Origin of the sequence: Bradyrhizobium sp. JYMT SZCCT0428, assembly GCF_018131075.1 — a bacterium.
Taxonomy (GTDB): Bacteria; Pseudomonadota; Alphaproteobacteria; order Rhizobiales; family Xanthobacteraceae; genus Bradyrhizobium.
Genome location: NZ_JAFCLS010000009.1, coordinates 60,890 through 85,461 on the forward strand (window position 1 = coordinate 60,890; position 24,572 = coordinate 85,461).

A 24,572-nucleotide genomic window follows, 5' to 3' on the forward strand; every position below is an offset into this window, starting at 1 on the left:
TTCGTAACTTTGTCGCTGGTGTTAACTGCCCGCTGTTCATGTCCGCGATTTTTCATCGCCGGGAATCTGCACTGGCTTAAAATTCGATCTGATTTGACTGCACCCGATTTTGATCGATCCATTTTCTGCGAGGCCTCGTGATCTCAAACATACTGCGCTGGTCGGGCAAGACGCTGCTGGCGCTCCTGATCTTGATCGTGATCGCGATAACAGCGTTCCGGATGGCGGCATCGATCCGCGAAACCCACACCCGCGCCGAACTGGCGCCGCCGTCGGGCCGTCTGGTGCCGACCAGCTCCGGTGGTGTGTTCGTGCAGGAAAAAGGCCCGGCGGATGGAATTCCCGTCGTGCTGTTTCATGGCACCGCGGCCTGGAGCGAACTCTGGCGGCACACGACCGGCGTGCTCGCCGCCGCCGGCTTTCGCGTCATCGCCCTCGACCTGCCGCCGTTTGGATTTTCGGACCGTCCGGGCAGCTATACAAGGAAGGATCAGGCCGCACGCATCAACGATGTTCTCGTCAATCTGAAAGCCAAGCCAGCAATTATCGTCGGCCATTCCTTTGGCGCCGGTGCTGCGACCGAACTGGTGATGCGCTATCCGGACCGGGCGCGAGGCCTCGTACTGGTAGATGCGGCGCTGGGACTGACGGTGGCTCCTTCCGAGGCGCCATGGATCATTCAGCCAAAATGGATTCGCGAAATACTGGTATCGCTGACCATCACCAATCCGGTGGCGACGAAGACGCTGCTCGAATCCCTGATCGAGAAAAAGGAACGCGCGCTGCCCGAATTCGTCGCGATCCTGCAACGGCCGACGACGCAGCGCGACACCACCCCTGACATCGCCGACTGGCTGTATTACTTCCTCGGCGCCGACCGCAACGCCGTGAGTGCCGATCGCACCGCATATGCACGGGTGAAACTCCCCGTCGCCATCCTGTGGGGTGACAAGGACAACACGACCCCGGTTGAGCAGGCGCTTGATCTGCGAACGCTGTTGCCGCCGGATACCACCCTCACCCTGCTGCCGGGCCTTGGCCACATTCCGCAAATCGAGGACCCCGCTTTGTTCAACGACGCCCTGCTCAAGGCGCTCGGAAAGCTCTAGACTTAAGGACAGATTCGAAGGCCGGAGGGATCATGGATATCATCAGATTGTGCGCCTGGGGCTACGCCGCCCTGCTCGGCTTCGTGATCCTGACCGGATACATCCCGGCCTTCATCGACCAGAACGACATGATCTTCGGCCTGTTCCGCCGCACCTGGTATGCCGACGGGCTGCATCTGGTTTCCGCGCTGTGGGCGCTGGCGGCAGCGTTGACCTCTCGCCGCGCCTCGGAACTGTTCTTCCAATTGTTCGGCGCGTTCTACTTTGCCGACGGCTTGCTCGGCCTCTTCACCGGCTCGGGCTATCTCGACTTCGGCATCCTGATCAACGGTATCCGCGACTTGCCGCTGATGACGCGGGTGTTCACCAATGCGCCGCATCTCACCCTCGGCGGTGTCGCCATCCTGATCGGCTATCTGCTGGCGCCGCGCACGCGGACCGCCGTTCATGCTTAAATGGCTGCGGCGCATTCTTGTCGCCATCGCGATCCTGATCGCGGTGTCGGTGCTTGGGCCGCTGGCCTATATCGAGGGCACGTGCCGCCCCTCTTCGTCGGCTTCGGCGTCGCCTGCGCCGTCGGTGACGCTGCCTGCGATCAATGAGCCGCGTTACCAGCGCAAGCAGAACAATACCTTCTTCACCTTTCCCGAATGGTACATCGTCTATTCGTTCGAGGATTTCGGCCGCTTCCTCGACCGCTCCAGCGAAAGCCATTTCAACTATCTCGGACACATTTTCGGATTCTGGCGAAGCTTCTGCACCATCAATCAGGCGGTGCCGCCGACCGGTGAATCGCTCACCGAAGTCAAAACCATGATCTATGTGATCGGCGTCAGCTACTCGATCGAGTACGCGATCAAGGGGTTTTATGAAAACACCGTCGGCCGTGTGTTCGAATGGATCCGGGGCGAGGAACGGACCCCGCAAGACCTGTACGCGCGCAAGGTGATGCAGGACTATGCGGCGTTTCTCTACACCGTTCCCTGGTTCAAATTCCCGTTCCGCGAGAAGCTCGATGGCTTGATGGCGATCTCGGCGCGGACCGATAGCCCGCTGCGAACTTGGGAACGGTTTTTTGCGCTCGGCACCGAGTACTATCTCAAGGTTGGTTATGCCGCGTTGATCCAGAAAGCGCTCGATGCCGGTGGCGATGACGAGCCGCGCGACATCATGTTCGCGGTCGCGACACTGCCGCCGGCGGTACTGGCGAGGGAGCCGCGGATCAAGCCGATCCGCACGCTGACGCCGCAATGGCAGCTGGTGCAGACGCCGCGCTACAAGGATTTCACCGAAATCCTGCAGGGCCTGCTGGACCAGGGTTTTGCCCTCGCCGAGATCGCCGGCAACCGTGAAATCCTGATCACCGTGATCGCGCCGGATGCCGCCAAGCTCGACGTCAAGGGGACGACGGAGCTGTTTTCACTGGAGCTTGATGGCAAACCCGGCTTCCGCAGGGCCGGCCTGAAGGCTAGGATCGACCGTCTCGTCGATATCAACCGCGACCTCAAGGCCAGGGGCGTGAGCATCGAGCATTTCTATGATTACTGAAGCGACACATCATGGCAGGCTGCGGCCACTACGCCCGATCGCGGGCGCTTTCGCGCTCGTGGTGTGCGGCTGGCTTGTGGTTGTGATCGCATTGACGTTCGGATCGGCGCCGGGCAAGTCGATGGCCATCGTCGGCCCGCCGGCGCAGGCGCTGGCCATCATCGCCCAAGCCAACGGCCGCGTGCTTGCAGCGAGCAACTATGTCACCTTTGCGCGCTCCGACGATGCCGGCTTCGTCGCCCGCCTCTATGCAGCGGGTGCACTGTTGGTGCTGGACGCGGAGCAAGCCGGCGGCTGCAGCGGGCTGCCGCCCAAGCGCATCGCGCAGCTGTGATCTTCTTACCTCGCCCCGCTTGCGGGGAGAGGTCGGATCGCCCTTGCGATCCGGGTGAGGGGGTACAGGTCTTACGATATACCGACATCGCGGATGGAGGCCCCTCACCCCAACCCTCTCCCCGCAAGAGCGGGGCGAGGGAGCCGTCTCAGTTCGGTCACGCTACGACGCATACTTCTGATACATCGTGTTCGTGAACAGCTCTGTCGGATCGTATTTCTTCTTCGCCGCGAAGAAGTCGTTGATCTGCGGATAGGACCGCTGCAACTGATCCTTTGAATAATACAGCTGGTAGGGCAGAAAGAACCGACCCTTGTGCGCGATCGTGAGATCGATCAGCTCTTCGGTCGCCTTCTTCATCCGCTTGTTGCCTTCATCATCCGTGGTCTGGTTGATGTAGAGCACCAGCGAGAATGCCGGCTCCGGCGAATAGGTCAGGAAGTTGTCTTCCTGATGCACGATGCGCACCGAGGCATTCAGCAAATTGGTCTTGTTGCCGGTCAGCACCTTGCGCATGCCATCGACAAAGGAGACGAACTGGCTGCGCGGGATGAAATATTCATGCAGGATGTCGGTGTCGTTGGGCAGCGCGTTGCGCAAATACGGCACGGAATCGTGCATCGGATCGTTGCGGTTGACGAGACACGCTTCCGCCGAGCCGATCGCCTGCGCCCGCGTCACGGTGCAGGTTTCCATCCGGTGCTCGATGTGCTTCTCGGACAGCCACTTCATTTCTTGGAACAGTGGTCCCTGCTTGGACAGGTTGATCGTCAGCCGTCGCAGCTTGGTGCCCGAGACCTCGCCAAGCGGTTCGCGCTTGAAATCCGATCCGTCGACCTTGGTGTAGGTATAGAGCAGCAATTCCCTGAGGAAGCTGCTCGGCGCGGTCGAGAGGTGGCCGTACATCAGGCCGATATTGGTATCCTTCTCGATCTCCTTGGTGAACAGCCCCGGAAACTCCTTGTAGTCCATGATGCGGCGTCCGGTCTGGTAGACCAGGTTGTCGGCGATATCGAGCTCGGCCTCTACGATCACGCCGAACAGGCCGTAGCCGCCGACCACGAGGTTGAACAACTCCTTGTTCTCGGTTTCCGACACCGTGCGCAGCGACCCGTCCGCCAGCATCACGCGCATCGACTTGATCGATTTGCGGAGCGCGCCGGCCTGATGGTCCATGCCGTGGGCGTTGACCGAGATCGAACCGCCGACGCTGAAAATATCGGTCGACTGCATGGCACGCACCGCAAACCGCGGGTGCAGCAGGTTCTGGATGTCGTGCCAGGTCGCGCCCGGCTGCACGGTGATGGATCGCCGGCTCTCGTTGAGGACGACCTTGTTGAAGCCGCGCATATCGAGCACGATGCCGCCCTTGCGGAACGCCTGCCCGCCCATGCTGTGGCGGACGCCGGCGGTCGTGACCGAGAGCTTGTTGTCGCGCGCGAACGTCAGCGTTTTCGCTATGTCGTCGACGCTGCGCACCTCGACCACGCCGTAGATTTCGGTCTTGTTGAGACAGCTGGCATCATTGATGCTGCCGCCGAGCTGCGACCATTTTACGTCTTTCAGCGGCGCGATCGCTTTGATCCGCTCCAGATCGATTTTTGCCTGCTCGCCACCCCCCACCGCCGGTCCGCAATCCTTTTCGCCGCTGGGATCGGCGGCAAGCGCCTGCAGTTTGCGGTAGCCGTAAACGCCAAACAGCACCACGACCACCGCGGCGACGGACGCCCCGGTTTTGAACTTCTGTGAAAATTTCCGCATGAATTGATTCCAAGTGATGTCCGATAGTCCCGGCAGGTGGATAATTAGTCAAATGGCGGAGCTTATGGTTCGATAAGGTGCTGATCTTACCGAACGATAATCCCGGATATTCGGATGAAGAACTGCCGCAATTCATCGAATGGGCCTCCGGCTCCGAGGAGGGCAAAACGAGCCGCAATTTGGCGAAGCATCAGGCGTAGCTTGCCGCACTGCCCTGCCCGGTTCTGCGTCTCGACGGATCGCGGGGGCTGCCAGAGCTTGTCGGAGAAGTGCGCCACGCGATTGGCGGCCATATCAATCCCACGTAGCAAACGCCCTTCCCGCAACGCGCGCAGCTCTATAGTCTCCCGCGCACGACCGCGGCTGATAACGCCCGGCGCAAGAATGGGGAAGCGCTTCCGCAGAGATCGACCGGCCACGCGCCCGGTCGAGATGCGAACAATCAACGACATCAAACGCACAGGGAGAACGCCAATGTTGACGCGACGCAGTATGATGCTTGCCTCGATCGCCGCCGGAGTGACCATGAACAGCCGAACCGTCCTTGCCAAGGCAGCCCAACCGGCAACGCCGGTGAATTTCGACATTCCTGCTGGCGCCTGCGACTGCCACACCCACATCCACCCGGACCCCGCGAAATTCCCGTTCTTCGCCGGCCGCGTCTACACGCCGGAACTGGCCTCGCCGGAAGAGATGACCGCCTTGCACAAGGCGATCAAGATGGAACGCGTGGTGATCGTGACACCGAGCATCTACGGGCCCGACAACTCCGCCACCCTGTTCGGCATGGCCGCCCGCGGCGCGACCGCGCGCGGTGTCGCCGTGATCGACGACAAGACGTCGGAAGCCGATCTCGACGCCATGGGCAAGGCCGGCATCCGCGGCATCCGGCTCAACCTCGCCACCGGCGGCGTCAATGATCCCACCGTCGGCCGGCCGCGGTTCTCCGCCGCCGTCGAGCGCATCAAGGCGCGCGGCTGGCATGTGCAGCTGTTCACGAGCCTGCCCATGATTACCGCGATCAAGGACCTTGTCCTGGCGTCGCCGGTGCCTGTGGTGTTCGACCATTTCGGCGGCGCGCAGGCTGCGCTCGGCGTCGGCCAGCCCGGCTTTGCCGATCTGGTGGAGCTGGTGAAGTCAGGCAAGGCCCATGTGAAGATCTCCGGCGCCTACCGCGCCTCGAAGGTCGGCCCCGACTATGCCGATTGCACCCCGCTGGCGCAGGCGCTGATCGCAGCCAATGCCGACCGCATCGTCTGGGGCACCGACTGGCCGCATCCGGATTCGGTGACGCCTGCCGGCAAGCAGATCAGCGACGTGACGCCGCTGTTCCAGATCGACGATGGACAGCTGCTCAACCAGCTGCCGGTGTGGACGCCGGATGCCGCCGTGCGCAAGAAGATCCTGGTCGACAATCCAGCGCGGCTGTACGGGTTCTAAGATCAGTTTCCCGGAGACCGCCGCCCGCTCCGTTTGCCGGAGCGGGTTGCGGTTCCAAATCCCGCAACCACTCGCTCCCCTCAACGCGCCCGGCGCGAGAACACCGAGATCAGCACCGGCAGCGTGATCAGGATGACGATCGGCGCCAACATCATGCCGGTGACGACCACCACCGCCAGCGGCTTTTGCACTTGTGAGCCGATCCCCGCCGACAGCGCCGCCGGCAGCAAGCCGACGCCGGCGACGACGCAGGTCATCAGCACCGGCCGCAATTGCAGTTCGCCGGTGCGGATCACGGCACGCATTCGCTCATAACCTTCATCGATCAATTGATTGTACTGCGACAGGATGATGATGCCGTCCATCACGGCGATGCCGAACAGTGCGATGAAGCCGATCGCCGCCGATACGCTGAACGGAATCCCCGAGATCAATAGCCCGAGCACGCCGCCGAAGATCGCCATCGGGATCACGCTCATCGCCAATAACGTGTCGACCATCGAACCGAAATTGAAGAACAGCAGCACCGCGATCAGCGCCAGGCTGATCGGCACCACGATCGACAGCCGCTTGATGGCGTCCTGCAGATTGCCGAATTCGCCGACCCACTCGACCCGCGATCCCGGCGGCAGCTGGACCCGGCTTGCGACCTTGTCCTGCGCTTCCTGGATCGCGCTGCCGAGATCGCGCTCGCGGACCGAGAACTTGATCGGCAGATAGCGCTCCTGCCCTTCGCGGTAGATATAGGCGGCGCCCGAGATCAGATTGATCGAAGCGACCTCGCTGAGCGGGATCTGCGTGATCGCACCGCCCGGTCCGGCGACACCGATCCGCAAATTGTGGATCGCCTCGGCACTCTTGCGATATTCCGGCGCGAGACGAACGATGATCGGGAAATGCCGGTCGCTGCCGGGTTCATAGATGTCGCCGGCGGTGTCGCCACCGACCGCGACCTTGATGGTGGCGTTGATATCGCCCGGCGACAGGCCGTAGCGCGCCGCCTTTGCGCGATCGATATCGATCTGGACAGTGGGCTGGCCGAGCGAGGTGAATACCGCGAGATCCGTTACGCCCTGCACGGTGGCGAGGACGGATTTGATCTTGTTGGCAGTGTCGGTCAGCGCCTGCAGATCGTTGCCGTATAGTTTGATCGAGTTCTCGCCCTTGACGCCGGAGACCGCCTCCGAGACGTTGTCCTGCAGATATTGCGAGAAGTTGAATTCGACGCCGGGGAATTTTTCCTGCAACTGCGCGAGCAATTGCGCGGTCAGTTCGTCCTTGTCATGGGTATTGGGCCATTCGCTGGCCGGCTTCAGTGGCGCGAAGAATTCGGCATTGAACAGGCCCGCGGCGTCGGTGCCGTCGTCGGGGCGGCCGTGCTGCGACACCACCGATTCCACTTCGGGGCGGCTGCGGATCAGCCTCCGCATCTCGTTGACGTAGGTATTGCCTTCCTGCAGCGAGATGGTCGGCGGCAGCGTGGCTCTGATCCAAAGATTGCCCTCTTCCAGCTTGGGCAGAAATTCCAGCCCGAGCAGCCGCGCGAACACGATGGTCGTGATCACGAGGACCGCAGCTCCGGCCATCACGATTCTGCGGTTGGCGACCGCCCAATTCAGTACCGGCAGATAGAGCCGGTCGAGCTGCCGCATGATCCAGGTTTCGGTGTGCTCCATATGCGAAGGCAGGATGATGGCGCTGAGCGCCGGCGTGACGGTGAAGGTCGCCAGCAAGCCGCCCGCTAGCGCGTAGGCATAGGTCCGCGCCATCGGCCCGAAGATGTTACCTTCGACGCCGCTCAGCGTGAACAGCGGCAGGAAGGCGGCGATGATGATGGCGGCGGCGAAGAAGATCGAGCGCGACACGTCGGCGGAAGCGGAGAGGATGGCGTGGCTCTTCATCCCCATCGTGGTGTCGAAGGAGATCTGGCTGCGCTCGGCCTCCGACAACGCCGCGGTCTGCGACAGCCGGCGGAAGATCGCTTCCACCATGATCACGGTGGCATCGACGATCAGCCCGAAGTCGATCGCACCGACCGAGAGCAGATTGGCGGATTCGCCGCGCAGCACCAGGATGATGACGGCGAAGAACAGTGCGAACGGGATCGTTGCCCCGACGATCAGCGCGCTTCGGAGATCGCCGAGGAACAGCCATTGCAGCAGCACGATCAGGATGATCCCGACCACCATGTTGTGCAGCACGGTGTGGGTGGTGATGTCGATCAGGTCCTTGCGGTCGTAGATCCGTTCGATCTTGACGCCCGGCGGCAGGATGCTGGAATTGTTGATGGAAGCGACCAGCTGCTCGACGCGGGTGATGGTTGGCGCACTCTGCTCGCCGCGCCGCATCAGCACGATGCCCTGAACGATGTCGTCGTCCTGGTCGAGCCCGGCGATGCCGAGCCGCGGCTTCTCGCCGATGGTGACATGCGCGATGTCGCTGACCAGCACCGGATTGCCGCCCGATTGCGACACCATGGTGTTGTTGAGGTCGTCGATCGAGCGGATCAGTCCGACGCCGCGCACCACGGCGGATTGCGCGCCGATATTGACGGTGTTGCCGCCGACATTGATGTTGGCGTTGCTGACGGCCTGCAGCACCTGCGGCAGCGTCAGGCCGTTGGCGACCAGCTTGTTGAAATCGACCTGCAGCTCATAGGTCTTGGTCTTGCCGCCCCAGCCGGTGACGTCGATCACGCCGGGCACGGCGCGGAAGCGGCGCTGCAACACCCAGTCCTGCAGCGTCTTCAGGTCGAGCACGCTGTAGTTCGGCGGGCCCTTCAGCCGGTAGCGATAGATTTCGCCGATCGGGCTGAGCGGCGAAATGCCGGGCTGCACGTTGCCCGGCAACGGCGCGAGTTGTGACAGCCGGTTCAATACCTGCTGCAGCGCCTCGTCATAGGTGTAGTCGAAGGAGAACTGCAGTTTGACGTCGGACAGGCCGTATAGCGAAATGGTGCGGATGGTGCGCAGGTTCTTGATGCCGGCGACCTGGGTCTCGATGGGGATCGTGATGTAGCGCTCGATCTCCTCCGACGACAGGCCCGGACTTTGCGTCACGATGTCGACCATCGGCGGAGTCGGGTCGGGATAGGCCTCGATGTTGAGCTGCTTGAACGCGATCAGGCCGCCGACCATCACCGCGACGAACATGCCGACCATCAAATAGCGGCGGCTGACGGCAAGGGCGACGAGGCGATCCATTCAGATCGAAGCTTTCAGTGAGTAGAGCGGGAGATCAGCTGCCGGACGCGGCCCGGTCGATGAACAGCGCGCCCTTTGTCACGATCAGCTCGCCGGGCTTCAGATTGCCGACCACCTCGACGAGATCGCCATTGGCGAGGCCCGCCTTGATCTGGCGGAGTTCAATCGTGTGGTCGTCATGCACGACCCAGATCCGGACCTGGTCCCCCTCGTAGATCAACGCCGTCTTCGGCACCCCGACCGCCGGATGATCGCTGGCCGAGTAGATCGTCACATTGGCGAACATTTCCGGCTTGAGCACGCCGTTGGTGTTGTCGACGGTGGCGCGGACCAGGAGCCGGCGCGTCGCCGGATCGATCGCGGTGGAAACGTAATTGACGCGCGCCGACAGCGCCTGGTTCGGCAGCGCCAGCACGTTGAACGCGACGTCCTGCCCGACCGCTACATTGGCGGCGTCGGTCTCGCGCACGAAGGCGACCATCCAGACGGTAGAGAGATCGCCGATGACATAGACCGGATCGCTGGCGCCGGAGTTCACATACTGGCCGGGGCCGATCTTGCGCTGGACCACGGTGCCGGCGATCGGCGCGAAGATGGTGGTTTCCGGATTGATGCGGCCCTTTTCCTGGAAGGTCGCGATGTCCTCGTCGGTGAGGCCGAGAATCCGCAGCTTGTTGCGCGCCGCTTCCATCGCCGTCTGCGAGGAGCGCATGTCGTTCTGCGCCTGGATCAGCGTCGCCTGGCTCTGCTGATAGTCCTTGAGCGGAACGGCCTTGCCTTCGAACAGATCCTTGGCGCGCTGGCCCTGCAGTTGCGCCAGGTCGAGCGCGGACTTTGCCTTGTTCATGGCGGTCATGGCGCCGATGAAATCGTTCTGCGCCTGAACGTTGTCGGCAGCCTCGATCACGAACAGCGGCTGACCCTTGACGACATTATCGCCGGGCCGGACCAGAAGCCGGGTGACCCTGCCGGCATAGGGCGAGAACACCGGGGTCGAGCGATCTTCATCGATCGCGATCTTGCCTTCGGTGACGTGCTCGGCACGGAAGCCACGCGTGGCAACGGGCTGGATGGTCAGGCTGGCCCATTCGGCCGGCGACAGCTTGTAGCGCTGCTGTCCTCCCTTGCGGGACTGACTGGACACCTCGGAATGCTTGGGCTGGGTTGCGCTGAACTGCGCGAAGCCATAGACGCCCGCGCCTGCAAGCGCGAGCAAGGCAATGAACACCGCCGGTCGCCGTCGAGCAAGTAGTTGAATTTGCTTAATTAATCCATTACGCATGCGGTCTGTTCAACTCAGCAATGGCGACAATTTGCCTCACCCGCTAATAGTGCCTAATCGGAGTTCCAAACAAGCTAAAAAACGAGCACGGCCGTTAATTTTTGGAGAGGTCTTCCTGAACGGCGGCTGAAAATATCTACTCGCGCGCCGGCCATTGCGGCGGGTGGCTGCCAAGCGGCATCGCCGGACGGGCCCAGAACGCAGGGGTTTTCGACAGCAGCGCAGAGTGCCGGACCGACCGCAGTGCACCAAAGCCAGAAGCCACCTCCTCGATAAAAGGCATCACGGTTTCACCCTTGAAATCCCCGGTCTTGAAGCCATCGGCGACGCGACCGAGATTCCACAGCCACCGACCGGTCTGCGCCAGCGACACGCGAACGTGCCAGCTGCCGCCTTCGCGCGACTGCCGCGCCTTGGCCATCATGGCACCGAACGCCATGAGGTAACCGGTGGCGTGGTCCAGCATCTGCGCCGGCAGCTCCTTGGGCCCGTCGACGCCCGCCGCCTGCCCTTCGGCATGGTTGAAGCCCGTGGACGTCTGCACCAGCGAGTCGAAACCGCGGCGCTCCGCCCAGGGACCGGCATGACCATAGGCCGACAGCGTCACATAGACGATCCCCGGACTAATACGGGCCGCCTCTTCCGGTGCGAAGCCGAGGCCGGCGATCGCGCGCGGCCGGTAGCCCTGCGAAATGATGTCGGCCTGCGTCAGCAGATCGCGAAACACCGCGCGGCCTTGTTCGCTCTTGAGTTCGACAAAGCTCGTCAGCTTGCCGCGCCCGGTATCGATCGTAAGCCACGGAATCGCCGGCAGATCTGGACCTGAGATCAGCAGCACGTCGGCGCCGTGGGCAGCGAGCGTGCGGCCCGCGACGGGACCCGCGATCACGCGCGACAGATCGAGCACGCGAATGCCGGCGAGCGGCCGATCGCCCTTCGGCCACGGTTTTGGTGCGGCGTCGCCGATTTTCTCGATTGTGATCAACGGCAATTCGGCAAGCGCGCTCGCGTGCGGCGTCGCCGACCATTCGTCGTATGAACGCATCATCGACACCACACCGCCAGCGGCATAGGCCGCAGTCTCGAACGCCTCGCCATCCCATTGCATCAGCGCGGCCTGCACGTCGTCGCGCTCCGGCTTGCAGTTCAGCACCTTGCAGACGGCGTCGCGGTGATGCGGGAAATTGGTATGCAGCCGCACGAAGCGCGCGTCGCCTGTTTTGTAGACGCCGGCAATCGCGTCCCAGGCCGGCGGCGGCGGCTTGTCGTCGACGCGCAGGTAACGCTCGGAGCGGCATTCGACCACGGCGTGGCGCATGTCGACGGTAACGTCCTGCGACTGCCCGCTGCGCAATTTCCAGATCCCGGCAGCGGCGAGCCCCGTCGCTGCGACACTGGCTTGTGCTGCGGCAGCGACGCGAAACGACGACGGCAGCTGCGGCTCTTCGCCGGTCAGCTTGATGGCGTCGAGCGCGGAAGCTTCGCCGCCGGCCGACGTCCAGATATCACCGAGAATTTCACGCGGGCTTTGCATCGGCATGTCTCTTCCCTAGTCTTTCCTTGGCATCGCAACGTAGCCCGGATGGAGCGTAGCGCAATCCGGGTAGAGCGATCCGCTTGGCGAAATCCTCCCGGATTTCGCTACACTCCATCCAGGCTACGCCTTAACTGCATGAAGGAGTTGCAATGGCCGCCGTCGAACCCCTGACCGCCGGTGCGGTCCTGCTCGCAACCGCCGCCACCGATGCGGTCTATGTCATGTTCACCTCGGCCGTGGTGGCGCGCAAGCGCGTGCCGGCGGCGACCTGGAGCAGCATCTGGTACCTGCTCTCGTCGTATGCGGTCATCAGCTACACCGAGAATTGGATCTATGTGGCGTTTGCCGCGGTCGGCTCCTGGGTCGGCGCCTATGCGACGATCACCTTCCTGCACCGGCCGCCAGGCGGGCCGCCGGTCGGCGCGGCGCCGGAGTAGCCAACGGTGCGGATTGCGTAGGATGGGTGGAGCGAAGCGATACCCATCAACGCCGGTGTTCGTGAGTGATGGGTTTCGCTTCGCTCTACCCATCCTACGCAGATACGACTTCGCATTCTCGCGGCGCATTGCGCCCGAGCTTTGCCAGAAACTTCCCGCCCTCTCATTGAGAGGGCGCAGGGAAGACCGGGTGCGCGCTGCACCCGCGGTCCCGTGTGCGGTTTGCACTAAGTAGGCTGCACACGAGCATACAGGGCAGCGGAGAACACCCGGCCTTCCCTGCGCAATGGCTTTACGGCTTATGCCGTGATCTCCCCGGAGACGAGTTCTTGGTTGACTCCGTCGCGGCCGGTTCAGCTCACGCCTATCCGACAGCTTGACGCCAGCAACGGGCGCCAGGACCACACGGTTTTGCCGTACGCTTTTGTCGCGTTACGTCTTCGCGACATCAGCGTCCACCGCAACCCGCCCAACGCCCGTGACGACGGCCGACGCCCTTCTGAGTAGGACGGGATGGCCAAACATATGCACCTGATTTTACTTCCGGTAAACAGAAATATTTTTTATTTCGGGCTTGACACGATTTCTGTGAACCGGAATTGATTTGCCCGTCGGGTTGATTTGTCGCACCTCTCCGTCATTGCGAGCGCAGCGAAGCAATCCATGGCACGGCCTGGGACAATATGGATTGCTTCGCTGCGCTCGCAATGACGAGGAAAAAGCGACATCCAAATCAAGCTTCGACGACGCCGAGAAGGGCCTGGACGCTGTGATGTATCGCGCCTTGCGTAAGGATCGTTTGGCCTGCCCTGCGGTTCTGCTACAGTATCGCGAGACAACAAAAGGAAAAACAAAATGGATCTGGACTTGAAGGGAAGAAACGCCGTCATCCTCGGCGGCACACGCGGCATCGGGCGGGCGATTGCCGACACGCTGGCCGGCGAAGGCGGCAATGTCGCGGTTTGCGCGCGTAACGCCGATCAGGTCACGGGCGCCGTTGCGGAACTGAAGGCGCGGGGCGTCAAGGCCACCGGCGCTTCCGTCGATATCACCGACGCGGCGGCGCTGAAGTCATGGATCGGCGGCGCAGCTTCCGAACTCGGCGGCATCGACATGCTGTTCTCCAATGCCGGCGCCATGGCGCAAGGCGGCGATGTCGCATCCTGGGAGCAGAATTTCCGGCTCGACGTGCTGGGCGCGGTCAATGCGTTCGAATCCGCGCGGCCGTTCCTCGAAGCGAGCGGCGAAAAGAGCGGCGACGCCGCCTTTGTGATCATTTCGTCAGTCTCGGCGGCACAGGCCGACAACGCCAGTTCCTACGGTCCGATCAAGGCGGCGCTGGTCCACATGGCCAAGGGCCTGGCGCGGCAATACGCGTCGAAGAAAATCCGCGTCAACGTGGTGTCGCCCGGCACGGTCTATTTCAAGGGCGGCGTCTGGAACATGATCGAGCAGAACATGCCGAAGCGCTATCAGGATGCGCTGACGCGCAACCCGACCGGCCGCATGGCGACGCCGCAGGAAATCGCCAATGCCGCCGTGTTCCTCGCGAGCCCGGTGTCGTCATTCACGACGGGGTCTAACCTCATCGTCGACGGCGCGATCTCGAACCGGGTGAATTTCTAAGGACAAGTCCGGAGCACGTTTGCCCGTCGCCAGTTGCCTGACGATTGACTCGACAACTGACTCGACGAGACTTGCTCTCCTGTGCGGAGCGCGTTATTTTGACGTCACTCAATCCTGAAAGGAGGGCCGCGCGATGATGACGTTCTTCCGGCACTATCGCCAGCGTGGCCCGGTCAACGCCCTGCAAATGCGTTTGCAGGGCTGACCAGAGACTTCTGAACTTCTTCCTGGTCTGCCCTTCGTGGCCATGCGGCGTTGCGCGCTCTTGCGCTCGCGCCTGCATTCTCATTCATCGCCGCGCTTTGACACCGACGTCCGACGATGGCTGCGTGCCCCGGATATCGTGATCGCCGGCAGGACCAGAGAACGATCATGACGCTTATTACGATCCGCAATCTCGGCTTGACGCTGAGCGTGCCGCTGTTTTCCCGGCTGAACCTCGTCGTCAATCCCGGCGACCGGATCGGGCTGGTCGCCGCCAACGGTCGCGGAAAATCCACCCTGCTGCGCTGCATGGCAGGCACCATGGAAGCGAGCGAGGGCGAGATCACAAGGTCGCGCGGGCTGACGGTGGGCTGTGTCGAGCAGAACGTGCCGGAAGCTCTGATGGAGACACCCCTCTATACAGCCGTGCTCGAGGCGCTCTCGGCCGAACAACGGATCAGCGAACGCTGGCGGGTCGACGTTGCCCTGGAATCGCTTGGGGTGCCCGAAGCGTTGCGGCAGAGGCCGCTGAAACAGTTGAGCGGCGGCTGGCAGCGGCTTGCCATGCTTGCGCGTGTGCTGATGACGGAGGCCGATGTTCTGCTGCTCGACGAGCCGACCAACCATCTCGACCTCGCCAGGATCAGCCAGCTTGAAAACTGGCTGAACACGCTGCCGCGCGAGATGCCGGTCGTCATATCCAGCCACGACCGCGCCTTTCTCGATGCGACCACGAACCGGACGCTGTTCCTGCGGCCGGAGCAGTCGCAGCTGTTTTCATTGCCCTATACGCGGGCACGCGCCGCGCTCCGCGAAGTGGACGCTTCCGACGAGCGGCGCTATCAGCATGACCTCAAGACCGCCCAGCAGCTGCGCCAGCAAGCTGCGAAGCTCAACAACCTCGGCATCAATTCCGGCAGCGACCTGCTGTTGTCGAAAACCAGGCAGTTGAAGCAGCGCGCCGAAAAACTGGAAGATGCGGCAAAGCCCGCGCATCTCGAACGATCCGCCGGCACAATCAGGCTTGCCAATCGCGGAACCCACGCCAAGGTGATGGTGACGCTGGACAACGCCACGGTCGAGACGCCGGATGGCAGGCTGCTGTTTCGGACCGGCAAGCAGTTCATCTGCAAGGGAGACCGGATCGTGTTGCTTGGCTTGAACGGGGCAGGCAAGACCCGGTTCGTCGCCATGCTGCGCGCGGCAATCGAAAATCGAGACGTGGTGCACGCCGGCATCAAGGCCACGCAGTCGCTGGTTCTCGGCTATTGCGATCAGGCGCTTGCGGGTCTTGCTGATGCCGACACTCCGACACACACGATCATCCGCCGCTTCGATGTCGGCGATCAGCGTGCGCGCACCTTGCTCGCGGGTGCCGGCCTCTCGATCGAGATGCAGAGCCGTCCGATCGGCCAGCTTTCCGGCGGACAGAAGGCGCGGCTGGGCATGCTGTTGCTGCGGCTTGCCCAGCCAAACTTTTATCTGCTCGATGAACCCACCAATCATCTGGATATCGAGGGGCAGGAAGCCCTGGAGGCTGAACTGATGGTTCATCAGGCAAGCTGCCTGCTGGTGTCACATGACCGCAACTTCGTGCGGACGGTGGGCAATCGCTTCTGGCTGATCGAAAAGAAGAAGCTGGTCGAACTGGAGGAACCGGAAGGGCTGTTTGCAGCGGTCAGTTAGCGCTGCGAGACAGCCCGTTTGCTGTGTACACGCGTCACGGTGGCGCCCCGGCACGTGTCGTATCCCTGTCATCAGGGATGGCGGGAATGGTCTCGCTACAGGGAAAACGGGAGACGGCAATGACCAAGTCCAGGAATTCAGAACGTAACGACCAGTCGGCCATGATCGACGACGCACAGCTCGAGATCGTGGTGGGCGGCGCGATGGACTCCAGGCTTGCGAAGATGCTTGCGGAGCGCGCCGTTGGCGGATGGATCATGCAGGACATCTAGACCCGGCCGACGCTCGGCACCTATCACTAACAGTTCCGGATTTGCGCAGGGATCTGGCGACGACGGGTCGCCATGTTCCACCGGTCACGAATGAGGCCGCCTCGCCCGGCGGCCTTTTTCACGCGCGCTTCCGGCACAGCCCCTCGAACTTGTCCGCCTTGTCGCCGAGTTCGCGAAGCGGGACCTGCTGGCGCGAAGGCCCCACCACCATCACCAGCGACTTCGCCTGCCGCAGCGCCGGGAACAGCGGATCACCGCCCGGAAGCGAGCCATCGAAGCTCGGCGTGCCGGCTTCCTCGTTCACAAGCGTCCTTCCCTGCAGTTTCGCGGTGACGCTCCCGGCGATCAGCGACGCCGACATCGCCTGGCGCGGCTTCACGCCGGCGCCGGTCTCGTTGATGAAGACCTTCACGACGCCCTGGCCCGGTTTGCAGCGGAACGTGATCGGGGTGTCTTCGGCGTTGTCGGTGCCGTAGGACAGCATCGATTGGCCATCCACGGTCCGGAGCCGCCATGTTCGCTTGTCGGCGGGCTGGGCATGCGCGGCCAAGGTGGTGGCGATCAGAACCAGCATGGCCGGCGCGGCCAATCGAGCCATCATGAAAACCCCCATCGGCATCAGCTTTTCGCAGGCGGCGTGTGGTCAACGCCTTATCGCAGGCGGCTGACCAGCGCAATCAGCTCGCCCTGCCGGTGGGTGTCGGTCTTGCGGAAGATTGCCTTCAGATGCGACCGTGCGGTTTCATGCGCTATTGCCATTTCCTGCGCGACTTCTTCCAGCGACTTGCCGCCGGCCAGACGCAGGGTGATGCGCGCTTCCGATGGCGTCAGGCGGAAGGCCTGGCGCAGCATCGTCAACTGTTCGGCCTCGCCTTCGTCGAAGCCGGAGAGGATGAGAATGGCGCGGGCCCCGAGAAACGGACTGCGCGCCGCGCCATCGACCGGCAGCACACGGACGACGATCGGCGGCTTGCCGGCGCGGCGAACCACGATGGGCGCGACGCCGAGCGCATCGACGTCGGAGGCCGTTCTCAGCCGGTCGAGGAAATTATTGAAGGCCGCCTGGGCCCGTCTGTCTGATATGACGAGGCGCTGCCCGACGATCCTGATATCGCCGCCAAGGGCGGCTTCCGCAGACGGATTGATGTCGATGACCGATCCGAACCGGTCGAGCGCGATCGCCGCGCGCTTGATGAAGGCCAAGGCATTGGTAATGCCGGACAGCACGCCCCTTCCGACCGCAGTGGAAAGCGTGGCGGTCTCCGTCAATCGTTGGGACAGGGCCGCAAGCGCCGCCTTTTCGGATTCGTCAAAAGCTCCCTCACCGATCGTGCGTTGGATGGAGAAACCCCACAACGCAGGTCCGGCAAAAAATCCGATAACCGCAAACCACCGCAGCCCGAAATTGTTCGCATGCGCATACAGGGGATCGCGAAGCATTTCCGTTTCAGAGCTGAAGATGTCCTGGTCGCTGACGATCTGACGGCCCGCGAGCAACAACGGAACGCCGCGCGCCGCGCGGATGTCGTTTTCGTGGAAGCGATTGTCGAAATAGGATTTGAAAAACTCCCGCCCGGACTCCGTCATCGGCACGTCGGGCGTCCGGACGTCGCTTTGAAGCAAGCATGCCGCCGCTGAGTTGCTGGCGCTGCAAATGTCCTGCATCAAGGCAGGCCACATCGCAGGATCGATCACTGCATCGCCGAGCCGGTTGCTGATCGACTGCAGCCGGCCAACGTCCACCTTCGTTCCCATTGGTCAGCCTATGCCACTTCAGCCACGCGCTTCCAAACCGGCGTGCAAAGACGAGCTCATCGACAACGATTCTGCGCTGTTGCAGGTTCCGCCAAGGAACCTTGCAACGCCACCCCCATTTGGGTGAGACCGGCAGGTAACGTTACCAGCGCTTCTGCAGCAGGTCGGCCAATTTTGACTCGAAGCATCGCATCGCGTCGGCTAAATTGAAGTTCACCGGGGGCTAGAGGATTCTTAAACAATCAATTTTTTTCTTCCCGGGCGGCCGCTGGATTCACATCCAGCGGCCATTTCATTTTTTGCGGCGTGCAATGAGTTCGCACCTCAATGAAAATCCCGCGACGGTGGCAGGATGCGGACGTTGCGCGGATGGCGGATCTTTTGCGCCGGTGTCTCGGGGTGGTCGCGGCGGTCGTCGTTGAGCGGCTCGATCAGCGCAGGGCCCGCCGGCACCGGATGCTTGCGGCTGAGCGCATCGTTGGCGAGACCAATCAGATCGTGCGAGCGGTCGAACAGCCGTTGCGCCACCAGATGCGTCACGTGTTCCGGACTGCTCTGGATGTAGCCCTCGACCAGGATCAGGCGCGCACCCATCACTTCCTTGCGGTACTTTTCCATCACCGCCGGCCACACCACGATGTTGGCGATCCCGGTTTCATCCTCCAGCGTCATGAAGACGACGCCCTTGGCGCTGCCCGGACGCTGCCGCACCAGCACCACGCCGGCGCAGCGGACATGACGCCGGTCGTTGCGATGCGCGATATGTTCGCAAGGCACGATGCGCTCCCTTGAAAACTTCGCGCGCAAAAATTCCATCGGATGGCCCTTCAGCGACAGCCGGATGGTCTGGTAGTCGGCGACCACCTGCTCCGGCAGCGGCATGTCAGGCAGCGGCTTTGCGTTCTCGTCCGGCTGCTCGCACGCCACCGCTATCTCGAACAGCGGCAGCGGCACGTCGTCCGGCAGCCGGCGCACCGCCCACAGCGCGGCGCGGCGATCGAGCCCGAGCGAACGGAACGCATCGGCATCCGCCAGCAGGATCAGCGCGCGTTTTGGAAGTGCGGTGTCGCGGGCGAATTCCTCCAGCGAGGTGAAGGGACGGCGTGTTCGGGCGGCGATGATGCGGTCGGCCCAGTCTTCAATTCTCTCTCTCCCGCCATTCCGGGGCACGCGAAGCGTGAACCCGGAATCCATTTTGCTCCGCGAATGCTGCCCGATGGATTCCGGGCTCGCGCCAAGAGGCGCGCCTACGATGCGCAATTGCGCATCGGAGAATGACAATTGAGAAGCCTTCAACCCTTCCTCATCCGGATCGGCCCATTTGAAACCATCGATCTGCCGGAAGCCGAGCCGCACGGCGCAATATTTTCCTTCGCTCTCTTCCAGCGTGTTCTGCGCAAAGCTGTGCGACACGTCGATCCCGCGCACCTCGACGCCGTTCTTGCGGGCGTCGCCGACGATCTGCGCCGGCGCATAAAAGCCCATCGGCTGCGAGTTCAAGAGCCCGCAGCAGAATGCGTCGGGATGGTAATGCTTGAGCCATGACGAGACATAGACGAGCTGCGCAAAACTCGCGGCATGGCTTTCCGGAAAACCGTAAGAGCCAAAACCCTTGATCTGGTTGAAGCAATTATTGGCGAACTCGGGATCGTAGCCGCGGCGGATCATGTTGCCGACCATCTTGGCTTCGAACTTGCCGATGGTTCCGAGATTGCGGAACGTTGCCATGGCGCGGCGCAAACCGTTGGCTTCCTCGGAGCTAAATTCCGCCGCCTCGATCGCGATGCGCATCGCCTGTTCCTGGAACAAGGGGACGCCAAGCGTCTTGTGCAGGACGTTGCGCAGCTCATCCTTGTTGCCGCCCTTCGGATAGGGGTACTCGATATCCTCAGGCCGCATTTTTCGGCGCTTGAGATAGGGATGCACCATGTCGCCCTGGATCGGGCCGGGCCGCACGATCGCAACCTCGATGACGAGGTCGTAGAAGGTCCGCGGTTTCAGGCGCGGCAGCATGTTCATCTGGGCGCGGCTCTCGACCTGGAACACGCCGAGCGATTCACCCCGCTGCAGCATTTGATAAACTGCGTCGTCGTCCTCCGACTTGATATCGGCCAGCTCGTATCGCTCACCCTTGTGATCGGCGATCAGATCAAAGCATTTGCGGATGCAGGTCAGCATGCCCAGCGCCAGCACGTCGACCTTCATCATGTGCAGGGCGTCGACGTCGTCCTTGTCCCATTCGATGAAGGTGCGGTCGTCCATCGCCGCGTTACCGATCGGCACGTAAGTATCGAGCCGGTCCTGCGTCAGCACATAGCCGCCGACATGCTGCGACAAATGTCGGGGAAATTCGATCAGTTCGGTCGCCAGCGCGACCGCAAGCTCGATCATCGTATTCGCAGGGTCGAGCCCGGCCTGCCGGACCTGCATCTCGTTGAGGCCCTTGCCCCAGCTGCCCCACACCGTATCGGCCAGTGCCGCGGTGACGTCCTCGGTCAGCCCCAGCGCCTTGCCGACGTCGCGGATCGCGCTGCGCGGCCGGTAATGGATGACGGTGGCAATGATCGCGGCGCGGTGGCGGCCATAGCGCCGGTAGACATATTGCATCACCTCTTCGCGCCGCGAATGCTCGAAGTCGACGTCGATGTCGGGCGGCTCCAGCCGTTCCTTGGAAATGAACCGCTCGAACAGCAGATCGACCTTGGTCGGATCGACCGAGGTGATGCCGAGCACATAGCAGACCGCCGAGTTCGCCGCCGACCCCCGGCCCTGGCAAAGGATGTTCTGGCTGCGCGCGTAATGGACGATGTCGTGCACGGTAAGAAAATAATGCGCGTAGTTGAGCTCGGCGATCAGCGCCAGCTCCTTGCGCAAGGTGGCGCGGAGCGTGTCATTGATCTCGCCGCCAAAATAACGGTCGACGCCCTGCCATGTCAGGTCTTCCAGATGCTGCTGCGCGGTTTTTCCGGGCGGCACCGGTTCGTCCGGATATTGATATTTGAGCTGGTCGAGCGAGAAATTGATACGGCCGGCAAAGCGCATGGTTTCCGCAATCGCGTCCGGCAGATCGCGAAACAGCCGCGCCATTTCATGCGGCGGCTTGAGATAGCGTTCGGCATTGGCCTCGAGCCGCTTGCCGACGGCCTCGATGGTCGTCTTCTCGCGGATACAGGTCAGCACGTCCTGCAGCGGGCGGCGCGCGGCATCGTGGTACAGTACCTCGTTGGTCGCCAGCAGCGGCACCTTTGATGTCAGCGATACCAGATGCAGCCGCGCCAGCCGGCGGCGGTCGTCGCCGCGATACAACAGGCTTGCGGCGAGCCACACGCCATCGGCGCGGCCGGCCTTCAGACGATCGAGAACTTTCAAAGCCGCCGGGGAGTCGAAGCGATGCGGCAGCGTCAGCACCAGGAGCTGGCCCTCGGAAAATTCCAGCAGGTCATCGAGTTTCAGATGACACTCGCCCTTGGCGATCCGTTCGGCATCGCCGCCGCGCTTGCCGCGGGTAAGCAGCTGGCACAGCCGGCCATAGGCGGCACGGTCGCGCGGATAGACAAAAATATCCGGCGGGCCGTCCATGAAGACGATGCGCGAGCCGATCAGAAGCTTTGGCTTGTGCAGAACCTCTGAATTGTCGAGTTCCTTCCAGGCGCGCACGACACCGGCCAGCGTGTTGTGATCGGCAATCCCGATCACGGGAATACCAAGCCGGCTCGCCTCATGCACATAGGCGCGCGGATCGGACCCGCCGCGCAGGAACGAAAAGTTCGTGGTGATGCCGATCTCGGCATAGGCAGGCGCTGGCACACCGGGGCCGTTCATGCGAATAGCCCGTGCACGAACCATTTCGGCAGCACAGGCTCGCCCTCCGCATCGCTTTTGAGTTCGCCCTCATAAAGCCCATCGCGATAGATCCAGAAGCGCAATCCCTCCGCGTCCTCGATGCGGAAATAATCCCGCGTCAGCACCTCGCCATTCTGCTTCCACCATTCCATCGCGATGCGTTCGGGGCCTTCCACCCGCACCACCGCATGGGTGACGCGGCGCCAGGTGAATTGATGCGGCGGCCCGTCGGGCACGGATGCAAACGGCACGTTGATGGGCTCAGGTCTTTCGAACAGCCGCAACGGCCGCAGCGGCGGCTCGCTCGCGATACGATCAGGCCAGGCGGCCTCTGTCGCGGCCGCCAGATGATGCTGCGCCGATACCGCCAGCACCGCTCTTTCCGGAATATGGGTGTCCTGCGGCAGGTGCACGACGACACGCTTTCCTCCGATCCGCGCGGCGATGCGGTCGATCAGGGCGGCGAGTTCGTCATTGTCATGGACATTGGCGTCGAGATCGCGCTGCTGCTGCACCACGATTTCGGTGCGGCTGGCGGAGAGGCGTATCAGGTCAAAGCCGAAGCCGGGATCGAGCGGATCGTTCAAGGCGTCCAGCCGCTCGCGAAACAGCCGGTCGATCACCACAGGCTTCGTCACGGGACGGCCGGTATCGACCGTGATCGTGCGCACCGCGCCGTCGGTACGGAAGAAACTCGCCTCCAGCCGCCGCGCGCCCTTGCCTTGCTTGTCCATCGCTGACACCAGCATGCCTGCGAGCGCCGAAAGATTCATCGCGATCACCGTGTCGGTGGCAACAGGCTCGGGAAAGCGTTTTTCGACGATGTAATCCGGCAAGGGTTTTCGCGGGCTGATCGGCGCATCGCCCTGCCCCAGCGCATGTTCGAGCAAAGTCGTGAAGCCGGCGCCAAATCGCGCCGTGATCTCGTGGCGGGCGCGCGCGGCGACGTCGCCGATGGTTTTCAGTCCGGCGCGGCGCAGGCCGCTGGTGATCGCACTATCGGCGCCGAGCGCGGAGACCGGCAGCGGGCCGACGGCGTCGGCCTCCTCGCCATCGGCAATGATTTTCCCCGACGCATGGCGCGTCATCGTACGTGCGCAGACCGAGGTGCCGGCGATATCAGCGCTGACGACAAAACCTCTGCGGGTCAGCGCGCCGCACAGGGTCTGCAGCAGCGCGCGTTCGCCGCCGAACAGATGGGCGCAGCCGGTGATGTCGAGATACAGCCCGTGCGGGGGATCGAGCGCCACCAGCGGCGTGAAGCGATCGCACCAGTCGGCGATGTCGCCCAGCGTCTTGGCGTCCGCAACCGGATCGGCATCGAACACCGTCAATTCCGGACAGATGGCGCGGGCATTGGCGAGCGGCAGGCCGATCTCAAGGCCGGAGCGCGCCGCGAGATCATCGAGCGCATAGATCTGCAGCGCGTTGTTTTGCTTGGCGACGACGACGGTGGGTGTGTCGGCAGAACTAGCCGAGGGCTCAGTATCGTTCCCTCCCCCCTTGCGGGGTCGAGACGAGCGAAGCTCGCTCTCTAGGGTTAGGGAGAGGGGTGGCGGCGACGGCGGTGTGTGTGGCTTACCCCTCTCCCCCGCCCTCCCCCCCAAGGGGGGAGGGAGCGCACCGTTCGTGTCGTGAGATATTTCGCTCGACGCGACTTTACCCAGCGCGACGCAGCGTTGTGGCAGCTGCCGCTTGATGCGGTCGATGGGCAGGCGTGGCAGCCACAGGCTGAGGATTCGCCGCCGGTTCGCTGAAAAGGCACTCATCACATTTCCATTCCATGATCCACCGCCCAACCGGGCCATGACGGTTACGAACGAGCTCGGCGTCGAACACCGGCGCGCCCCACGCATGCCAGGGGGCTGAGGGCGGCGAATGCGCCGCGCGCACGATCCACCTTGTCTCCGCGGTCGAGGGCTGCGGCGTCGCCGCCAGCCGCAACAGCAACGCGGTGACGCCGGAAGCCTGCGCTGCCAAAGTCAGTTTGCGGCTGGCGACGAGATCGAGCTGGCGCGGCTCGCCCCACACTTCCAGCACCACGGCGCCCAGCGCATCGCAGGCCAGCGCATCGGCGGCGGTCCGTAGCGCGGCGTCGGCGTCCGCAGCGCGCACGGTGACCAGCAGCCGCGGATCAAGGCCGAGTTCGGCGAGCCCGCTCATCGACAGCGCGCCGGATTCGATTTCCGAAAAATCCTGCCGCACCCAGACCAGCGGCCGGCGCGACGTCACCCGTCCCGCAAGGCCCGCGATGAATCCTGTCGCCGCCGCACCCTGATGTCCTTCGGCAAAGACCTCATGCACCGCGGCGCGGGCAAGGCCGCCGCACAGCGTCGCATCGGCCTCGGCATGGCCGAGCGCCACTTTGTGAAGCGCGTGCGTATCCGCGCCCGCCTCGATGCGCTCGATGCGGCCGCGCAAACTTGCAAGCGTGCTCATGCGTGCGCCGGTCATTGCGCCGCTCCCTCAAAGAAATCGTGGCCATTGCTGGTTTTGAAATGAACCCGCTGCTGGCTCATTTGTTCATGATATGTT

Annotated in this window: 19 protein-coding genes; 9 read left to right on the forward strand and 10 right to left on the reverse strand. The window is 62.9% G+C overall.

What is annotated here, in order from left to right:
* The first annotated feature begins 137 nt into the window (after positions 1 to 137).
* Genes JQ575_RS11490 through JQ575_RS11505 form a run of 4 tightly spaced genes read left to right on the forward strand, consistent with a single transcriptional unit; the run spans position 138 to position 2,991 of the window.
* Positions 138 to 1,109 carry an alpha/beta fold hydrolase gene (locus JQ575_RS11490; protein ID WP_212033309.1) on the forward strand — a complete coding sequence of 324 codons (972 nt, stop codon included), beginning with the start codon at positions 138 to 140 and terminating at the stop codon, positions 1,107 to 1,109.
* A gap of 32 nt (positions 1,110 to 1,141) precedes the next feature.
* Positions 1,142 to 1,564: a hypothetical protein gene (locus tag JQ575_RS11495; RefSeq protein ID WP_249166589.1), complete on the forward strand. Its 423-nt coding sequence runs from the start codon at positions 1,142 to 1,144 to the stop codon at positions 1,562 to 1,564.
* Positions 1,557 to 2,657 carry a hypothetical protein gene (locus JQ575_RS11500; RefSeq protein WP_212033310.1) on the forward strand — a complete coding sequence of 367 codons (1,101 nt, stop codon included), beginning with the start codon at positions 1,557 to 1,559 and terminating at the stop codon, positions 2,655 to 2,657. Before JQ575_RS11495 ends, JQ575_RS11500 begins: the two co-directional genes overlap by 8 nt.
* Positions 2,647 to 2,991: a hypothetical protein gene (locus JQ575_RS11505; RefSeq protein WP_212033311.1), complete on the forward strand. Its 345-nt coding sequence runs from the start codon at positions 2,647 to 2,649 to the stop codon at positions 2,989 to 2,991. Before JQ575_RS11500 ends, JQ575_RS11505 begins: the two co-directional genes overlap by 11 nt.
* Before the next feature lie 162 nt (positions 2,992 to 3,153).
* Here the strand turns inward: JQ575_RS11505 and JQ575_RS11510 are convergent, their stop codons facing one another.
* On the reverse strand, positions 3,154 to 4,752 hold the full coding sequence (locus JQ575_RS11510; protein WP_212033312.1) for an FAD-binding oxidoreductase: 1,599 nt from the start codon (positions 4,750 to 4,752) through the stop codon (positions 3,154 to 3,156).
* A gap of 86 nt (positions 4,753 to 4,838) precedes the next feature.
* Positions 4,839 to 5,339, reverse strand: coding sequence for a hypothetical protein (locus JQ575_RS11515; RefSeq protein ID WP_212033431.1), 501 nt, complete (start codon positions 5,337 to 5,339; stop codon positions 4,839 to 4,841).
* Here JQ575_RS11515 and JQ575_RS11520 point away from each other — a divergent pair.
* Positions 5,227 to 6,192, forward strand: a complete 966-nt coding sequence (locus JQ575_RS11520; RefSeq protein ID WP_212033313.1) for an amidohydrolase family protein — start codon at positions 5,227 to 5,229, stop codon at positions 6,190 to 6,192. The genes JQ575_RS11515 and JQ575_RS11520 overlap by 113 nt on opposite strands.
* An 80-nt stretch (positions 6,193 to 6,272) precedes the next feature.
* Here the strand turns inward: JQ575_RS11520 and JQ575_RS11525 are convergent, their stop codons facing one another.
* The 3 genes from JQ575_RS11525 to JQ575_RS11535 all read right to left on the reverse strand — a co-directional run bounded on the left by JQ575_RS11525 (position 6,273) and on the right by JQ575_RS11535 (position 12,211).
* Entirely contained in the window at positions 6,273 to 9,395 is a 3,123-nt protein-coding gene (locus JQ575_RS11525; protein ID WP_212033314.1) for an efflux RND transporter permease subunit, read from the reverse strand.
* Positions 9,396 to 9,429: 34 nt separating this feature from the next.
* Positions 9,430 to 10,677, reverse strand: a complete 1,248-nt coding sequence (locus tag JQ575_RS11530; RefSeq protein WP_212033315.1) for an efflux RND transporter periplasmic adaptor subunit — start codon at positions 10,675 to 10,677, stop codon at positions 9,430 to 9,432.
* 136 nt (positions 10,678 to 10,813) lie between these two features.
* Positions 10,814 to 12,211 carry a CoA transferase gene (locus JQ575_RS11535; protein ID WP_212033425.1) on the reverse strand — a complete coding sequence of 466 codons (1,398 nt, stop codon included), beginning with the start codon at positions 12,209 to 12,211 and terminating at the stop codon, positions 10,814 to 10,816.
* 152 nt (positions 12,212 to 12,363) lie between these two features.
* Here JQ575_RS11535 and JQ575_RS11540 point away from each other — a divergent pair, with 152 nt between their 5' ends.
* The 4 genes from JQ575_RS11540 to JQ575_RS11555 all read left to right on the forward strand — a co-directional run bounded on the left by JQ575_RS11540 (position 12,364) and on the right by JQ575_RS11555 (position 16,439).
* Positions 12,364 to 12,651: a hypothetical protein gene (locus JQ575_RS11540; protein WP_212033316.1), complete on the forward strand. Its 288-nt coding sequence runs from the start codon at positions 12,364 to 12,366 to the stop codon at positions 12,649 to 12,651.
* An 855-nt stretch (positions 12,652 to 13,506) separates the two neighbouring features.
* Positions 13,507 to 14,277 carry an SDR family NAD(P)-dependent oxidoreductase gene (locus JQ575_RS11545; RefSeq protein WP_212033317.1) on the forward strand — a complete coding sequence of 257 codons (771 nt, stop codon included), beginning with the start codon at positions 13,507 to 13,509 and terminating at the stop codon, positions 14,275 to 14,277.
* Positions 14,278 to 14,649: 372 nt separating this feature from the next.
* Positions 14,650 to 16,167, forward strand: a complete 1,518-nt coding sequence (locus JQ575_RS11550; RefSeq protein ID WP_212033318.1) for an ABC-F family ATP-binding cassette domain-containing protein — start codon at positions 14,650 to 14,652, stop codon at positions 16,165 to 16,167.
* 119 nt (positions 16,168 to 16,286) lie between these two features.
* Entirely contained in the window at positions 16,287 to 16,439 is a 153-nt protein-coding gene (locus tag JQ575_RS11555) for a hypothetical protein (protein ID WP_212033319.1), read from the forward strand.
* A gap of 118 nt (positions 16,440 to 16,557) precedes the next feature.
* Here JQ575_RS11555 and JQ575_RS11560 read toward each other — a convergent pair whose 3' ends face one another.
* The 5 genes from JQ575_RS11560 to JQ575_RS11580 all read right to left on the reverse strand — a co-directional run bounded on the left by JQ575_RS11560 (position 16,558) and on the right by JQ575_RS11580 (position 24,491).
* Positions 16,558 to 17,040, reverse strand: a complete 483-nt coding sequence (locus JQ575_RS11560) for a hypothetical protein (RefSeq protein ID WP_212033320.1) — start codon at positions 17,038 to 17,040, stop codon at positions 16,558 to 16,560.
* 50 nt (positions 17,041 to 17,090) lie between these two features.
* Positions 17,091 to 18,194, reverse strand: coding sequence for a helix-turn-helix transcriptional regulator (locus JQ575_RS11565; RefSeq protein ID WP_212033321.1), 1,104 nt, complete (start codon positions 18,192 to 18,194; stop codon positions 17,091 to 17,093).
* 324 nt (positions 18,195 to 18,518) lie between these two features.
* Positions 18,519 to 22,001: an error-prone DNA polymerase gene (locus tag JQ575_RS11570; protein ID WP_212033426.1), complete on the reverse strand. Its 3,483-nt coding sequence runs from the start codon at positions 21,999 to 22,001 to the stop codon at positions 18,519 to 18,521.
* An 11-nt stretch (positions 22,002 to 22,012) separates the two neighbouring features.
* Positions 22,013 to 23,806: a DNA polymerase Y family protein gene (locus JQ575_RS11575; RefSeq protein WP_249166591.1), complete on the reverse strand. Its 1,794-nt coding sequence runs from the start codon at positions 23,804 to 23,806 to the stop codon at positions 22,013 to 22,015.
* On the reverse strand, positions 23,697 to 24,491 hold the full coding sequence (locus JQ575_RS11580) for an ImuA family protein (protein ID WP_212033322.1): 795 nt from the start codon (positions 24,489 to 24,491) through the stop codon (positions 23,697 to 23,699). The genes JQ575_RS11575 and JQ575_RS11580 overlap by 110 nt, the downstream gene beginning before the upstream one ends.
* Positions 24,492 to 24,572: the final 81 nt, after the last annotated feature.

What these genes read in the sequence shown, in the direction of transcription:
- JQ575_RS11495 (WP_249166589.1), top strand. Translation starts at nt 1,142, where the DNA reads ATGGATATCATCAGATTGTGCGCCTGGGGCTACGCCGCCCTGCTCGGC.
- JQ575_RS11500 (WP_212033310.1), top strand. Translation starts at nt 1,557, where the DNA reads ATGCTTAAATGGCTGCGGCGCATTCTTGTCGCCATCGCGATCCTGATC.
- JQ575_RS11505 (WP_212033311.1), top strand. Translation starts at nt 2,647, where the DNA reads ATGATTACTGAAGCGACACATCATGGCAGGCTGCGGCCACTACGCCCG.
- JQ575_RS11510 (WP_212033312.1), bottom strand. Translation starts at nt 4,752, where the DNA reads ATGCGGAAATTTTCACAGAAGTTCAAAACCGGGGCGTCCGTCGCCGCG.
- JQ575_RS11520 (WP_212033313.1), top strand. Translation starts at nt 5,227, where the DNA reads ATGTTGACGCGACGCAGTATGATGCTTGCCTCGATCGCCGCCGGAGTG.
- JQ575_RS11515 (WP_212033431.1), bottom strand. Translation starts at nt 5,339, where the DNA reads ATGTCGAAATTCACCGGCGTTGCCGGTTGGGCTGCCTTGGCAAGGACG.
- JQ575_RS11525 (WP_212033314.1), bottom strand. Translation starts at nt 9,395, where the DNA reads ATGGATCGCCTCGTCGCCCTTGCCGTCAGCCGCCGCTATTTGATGGTC.
- JQ575_RS11530 (WP_212033315.1), bottom strand. Translation starts at nt 10,677, where the DNA reads ATGCGTAATGGATTAATTAAGCAAATTCAACTACTTGCTCGACGGCGA.
- JQ575_RS11535 (WP_212033425.1), bottom strand. Translation starts at nt 12,211, where the DNA reads ATGCAAAGCCCGCGTGAAATTCTCGGTGATATCTGGACGTCGGCCGGC.
- JQ575_RS11540 (WP_212033316.1), top strand. Translation starts at nt 12,364, where the DNA reads ATGGCCGCCGTCGAACCCCTGACCGCCGGTGCGGTCCTGCTCGCAACC.
- JQ575_RS11545 (WP_212033317.1), top strand. Translation starts at nt 13,507, where the DNA reads ATGGATCTGGACTTGAAGGGAAGAAACGCCGTCATCCTCGGCGGCACA.
- JQ575_RS11550 (WP_212033318.1), top strand. Translation starts at nt 14,650, where the DNA reads ATGACGCTTATTACGATCCGCAATCTCGGCTTGACGCTGAGCGTGCCG.
- JQ575_RS11555 (WP_212033319.1), top strand. Translation starts at nt 16,287, where the DNA reads ATGACCAAGTCCAGGAATTCAGAACGTAACGACCAGTCGGCCATGATC.
- JQ575_RS11560 (WP_212033320.1), bottom strand. Translation starts at nt 17,040, where the DNA reads ATGATGGCTCGATTGGCCGCGCCGGCCATGCTGGTTCTGATCGCCACC.
- JQ575_RS11565 (WP_212033321.1), bottom strand. Translation starts at nt 18,194, where the DNA reads ATGGGAACGAAGGTGGACGTTGGCCGGCTGCAGTCGATCAGCAACCGG.
- JQ575_RS11575 (WP_249166591.1), bottom strand. Translation starts at nt 23,806, where the DNA reads ATGAGTGCCTTTTCAGCGAACCGGCGGCGAATCCTCAGCCTGTGGCTG.
- JQ575_RS11580 (WP_212033322.1), bottom strand. Translation starts at nt 24,491, where the DNA reads ATGACCGGCGCACGCATGAGCACGCTTGCAAGTTTGCGCGGCCGCATC.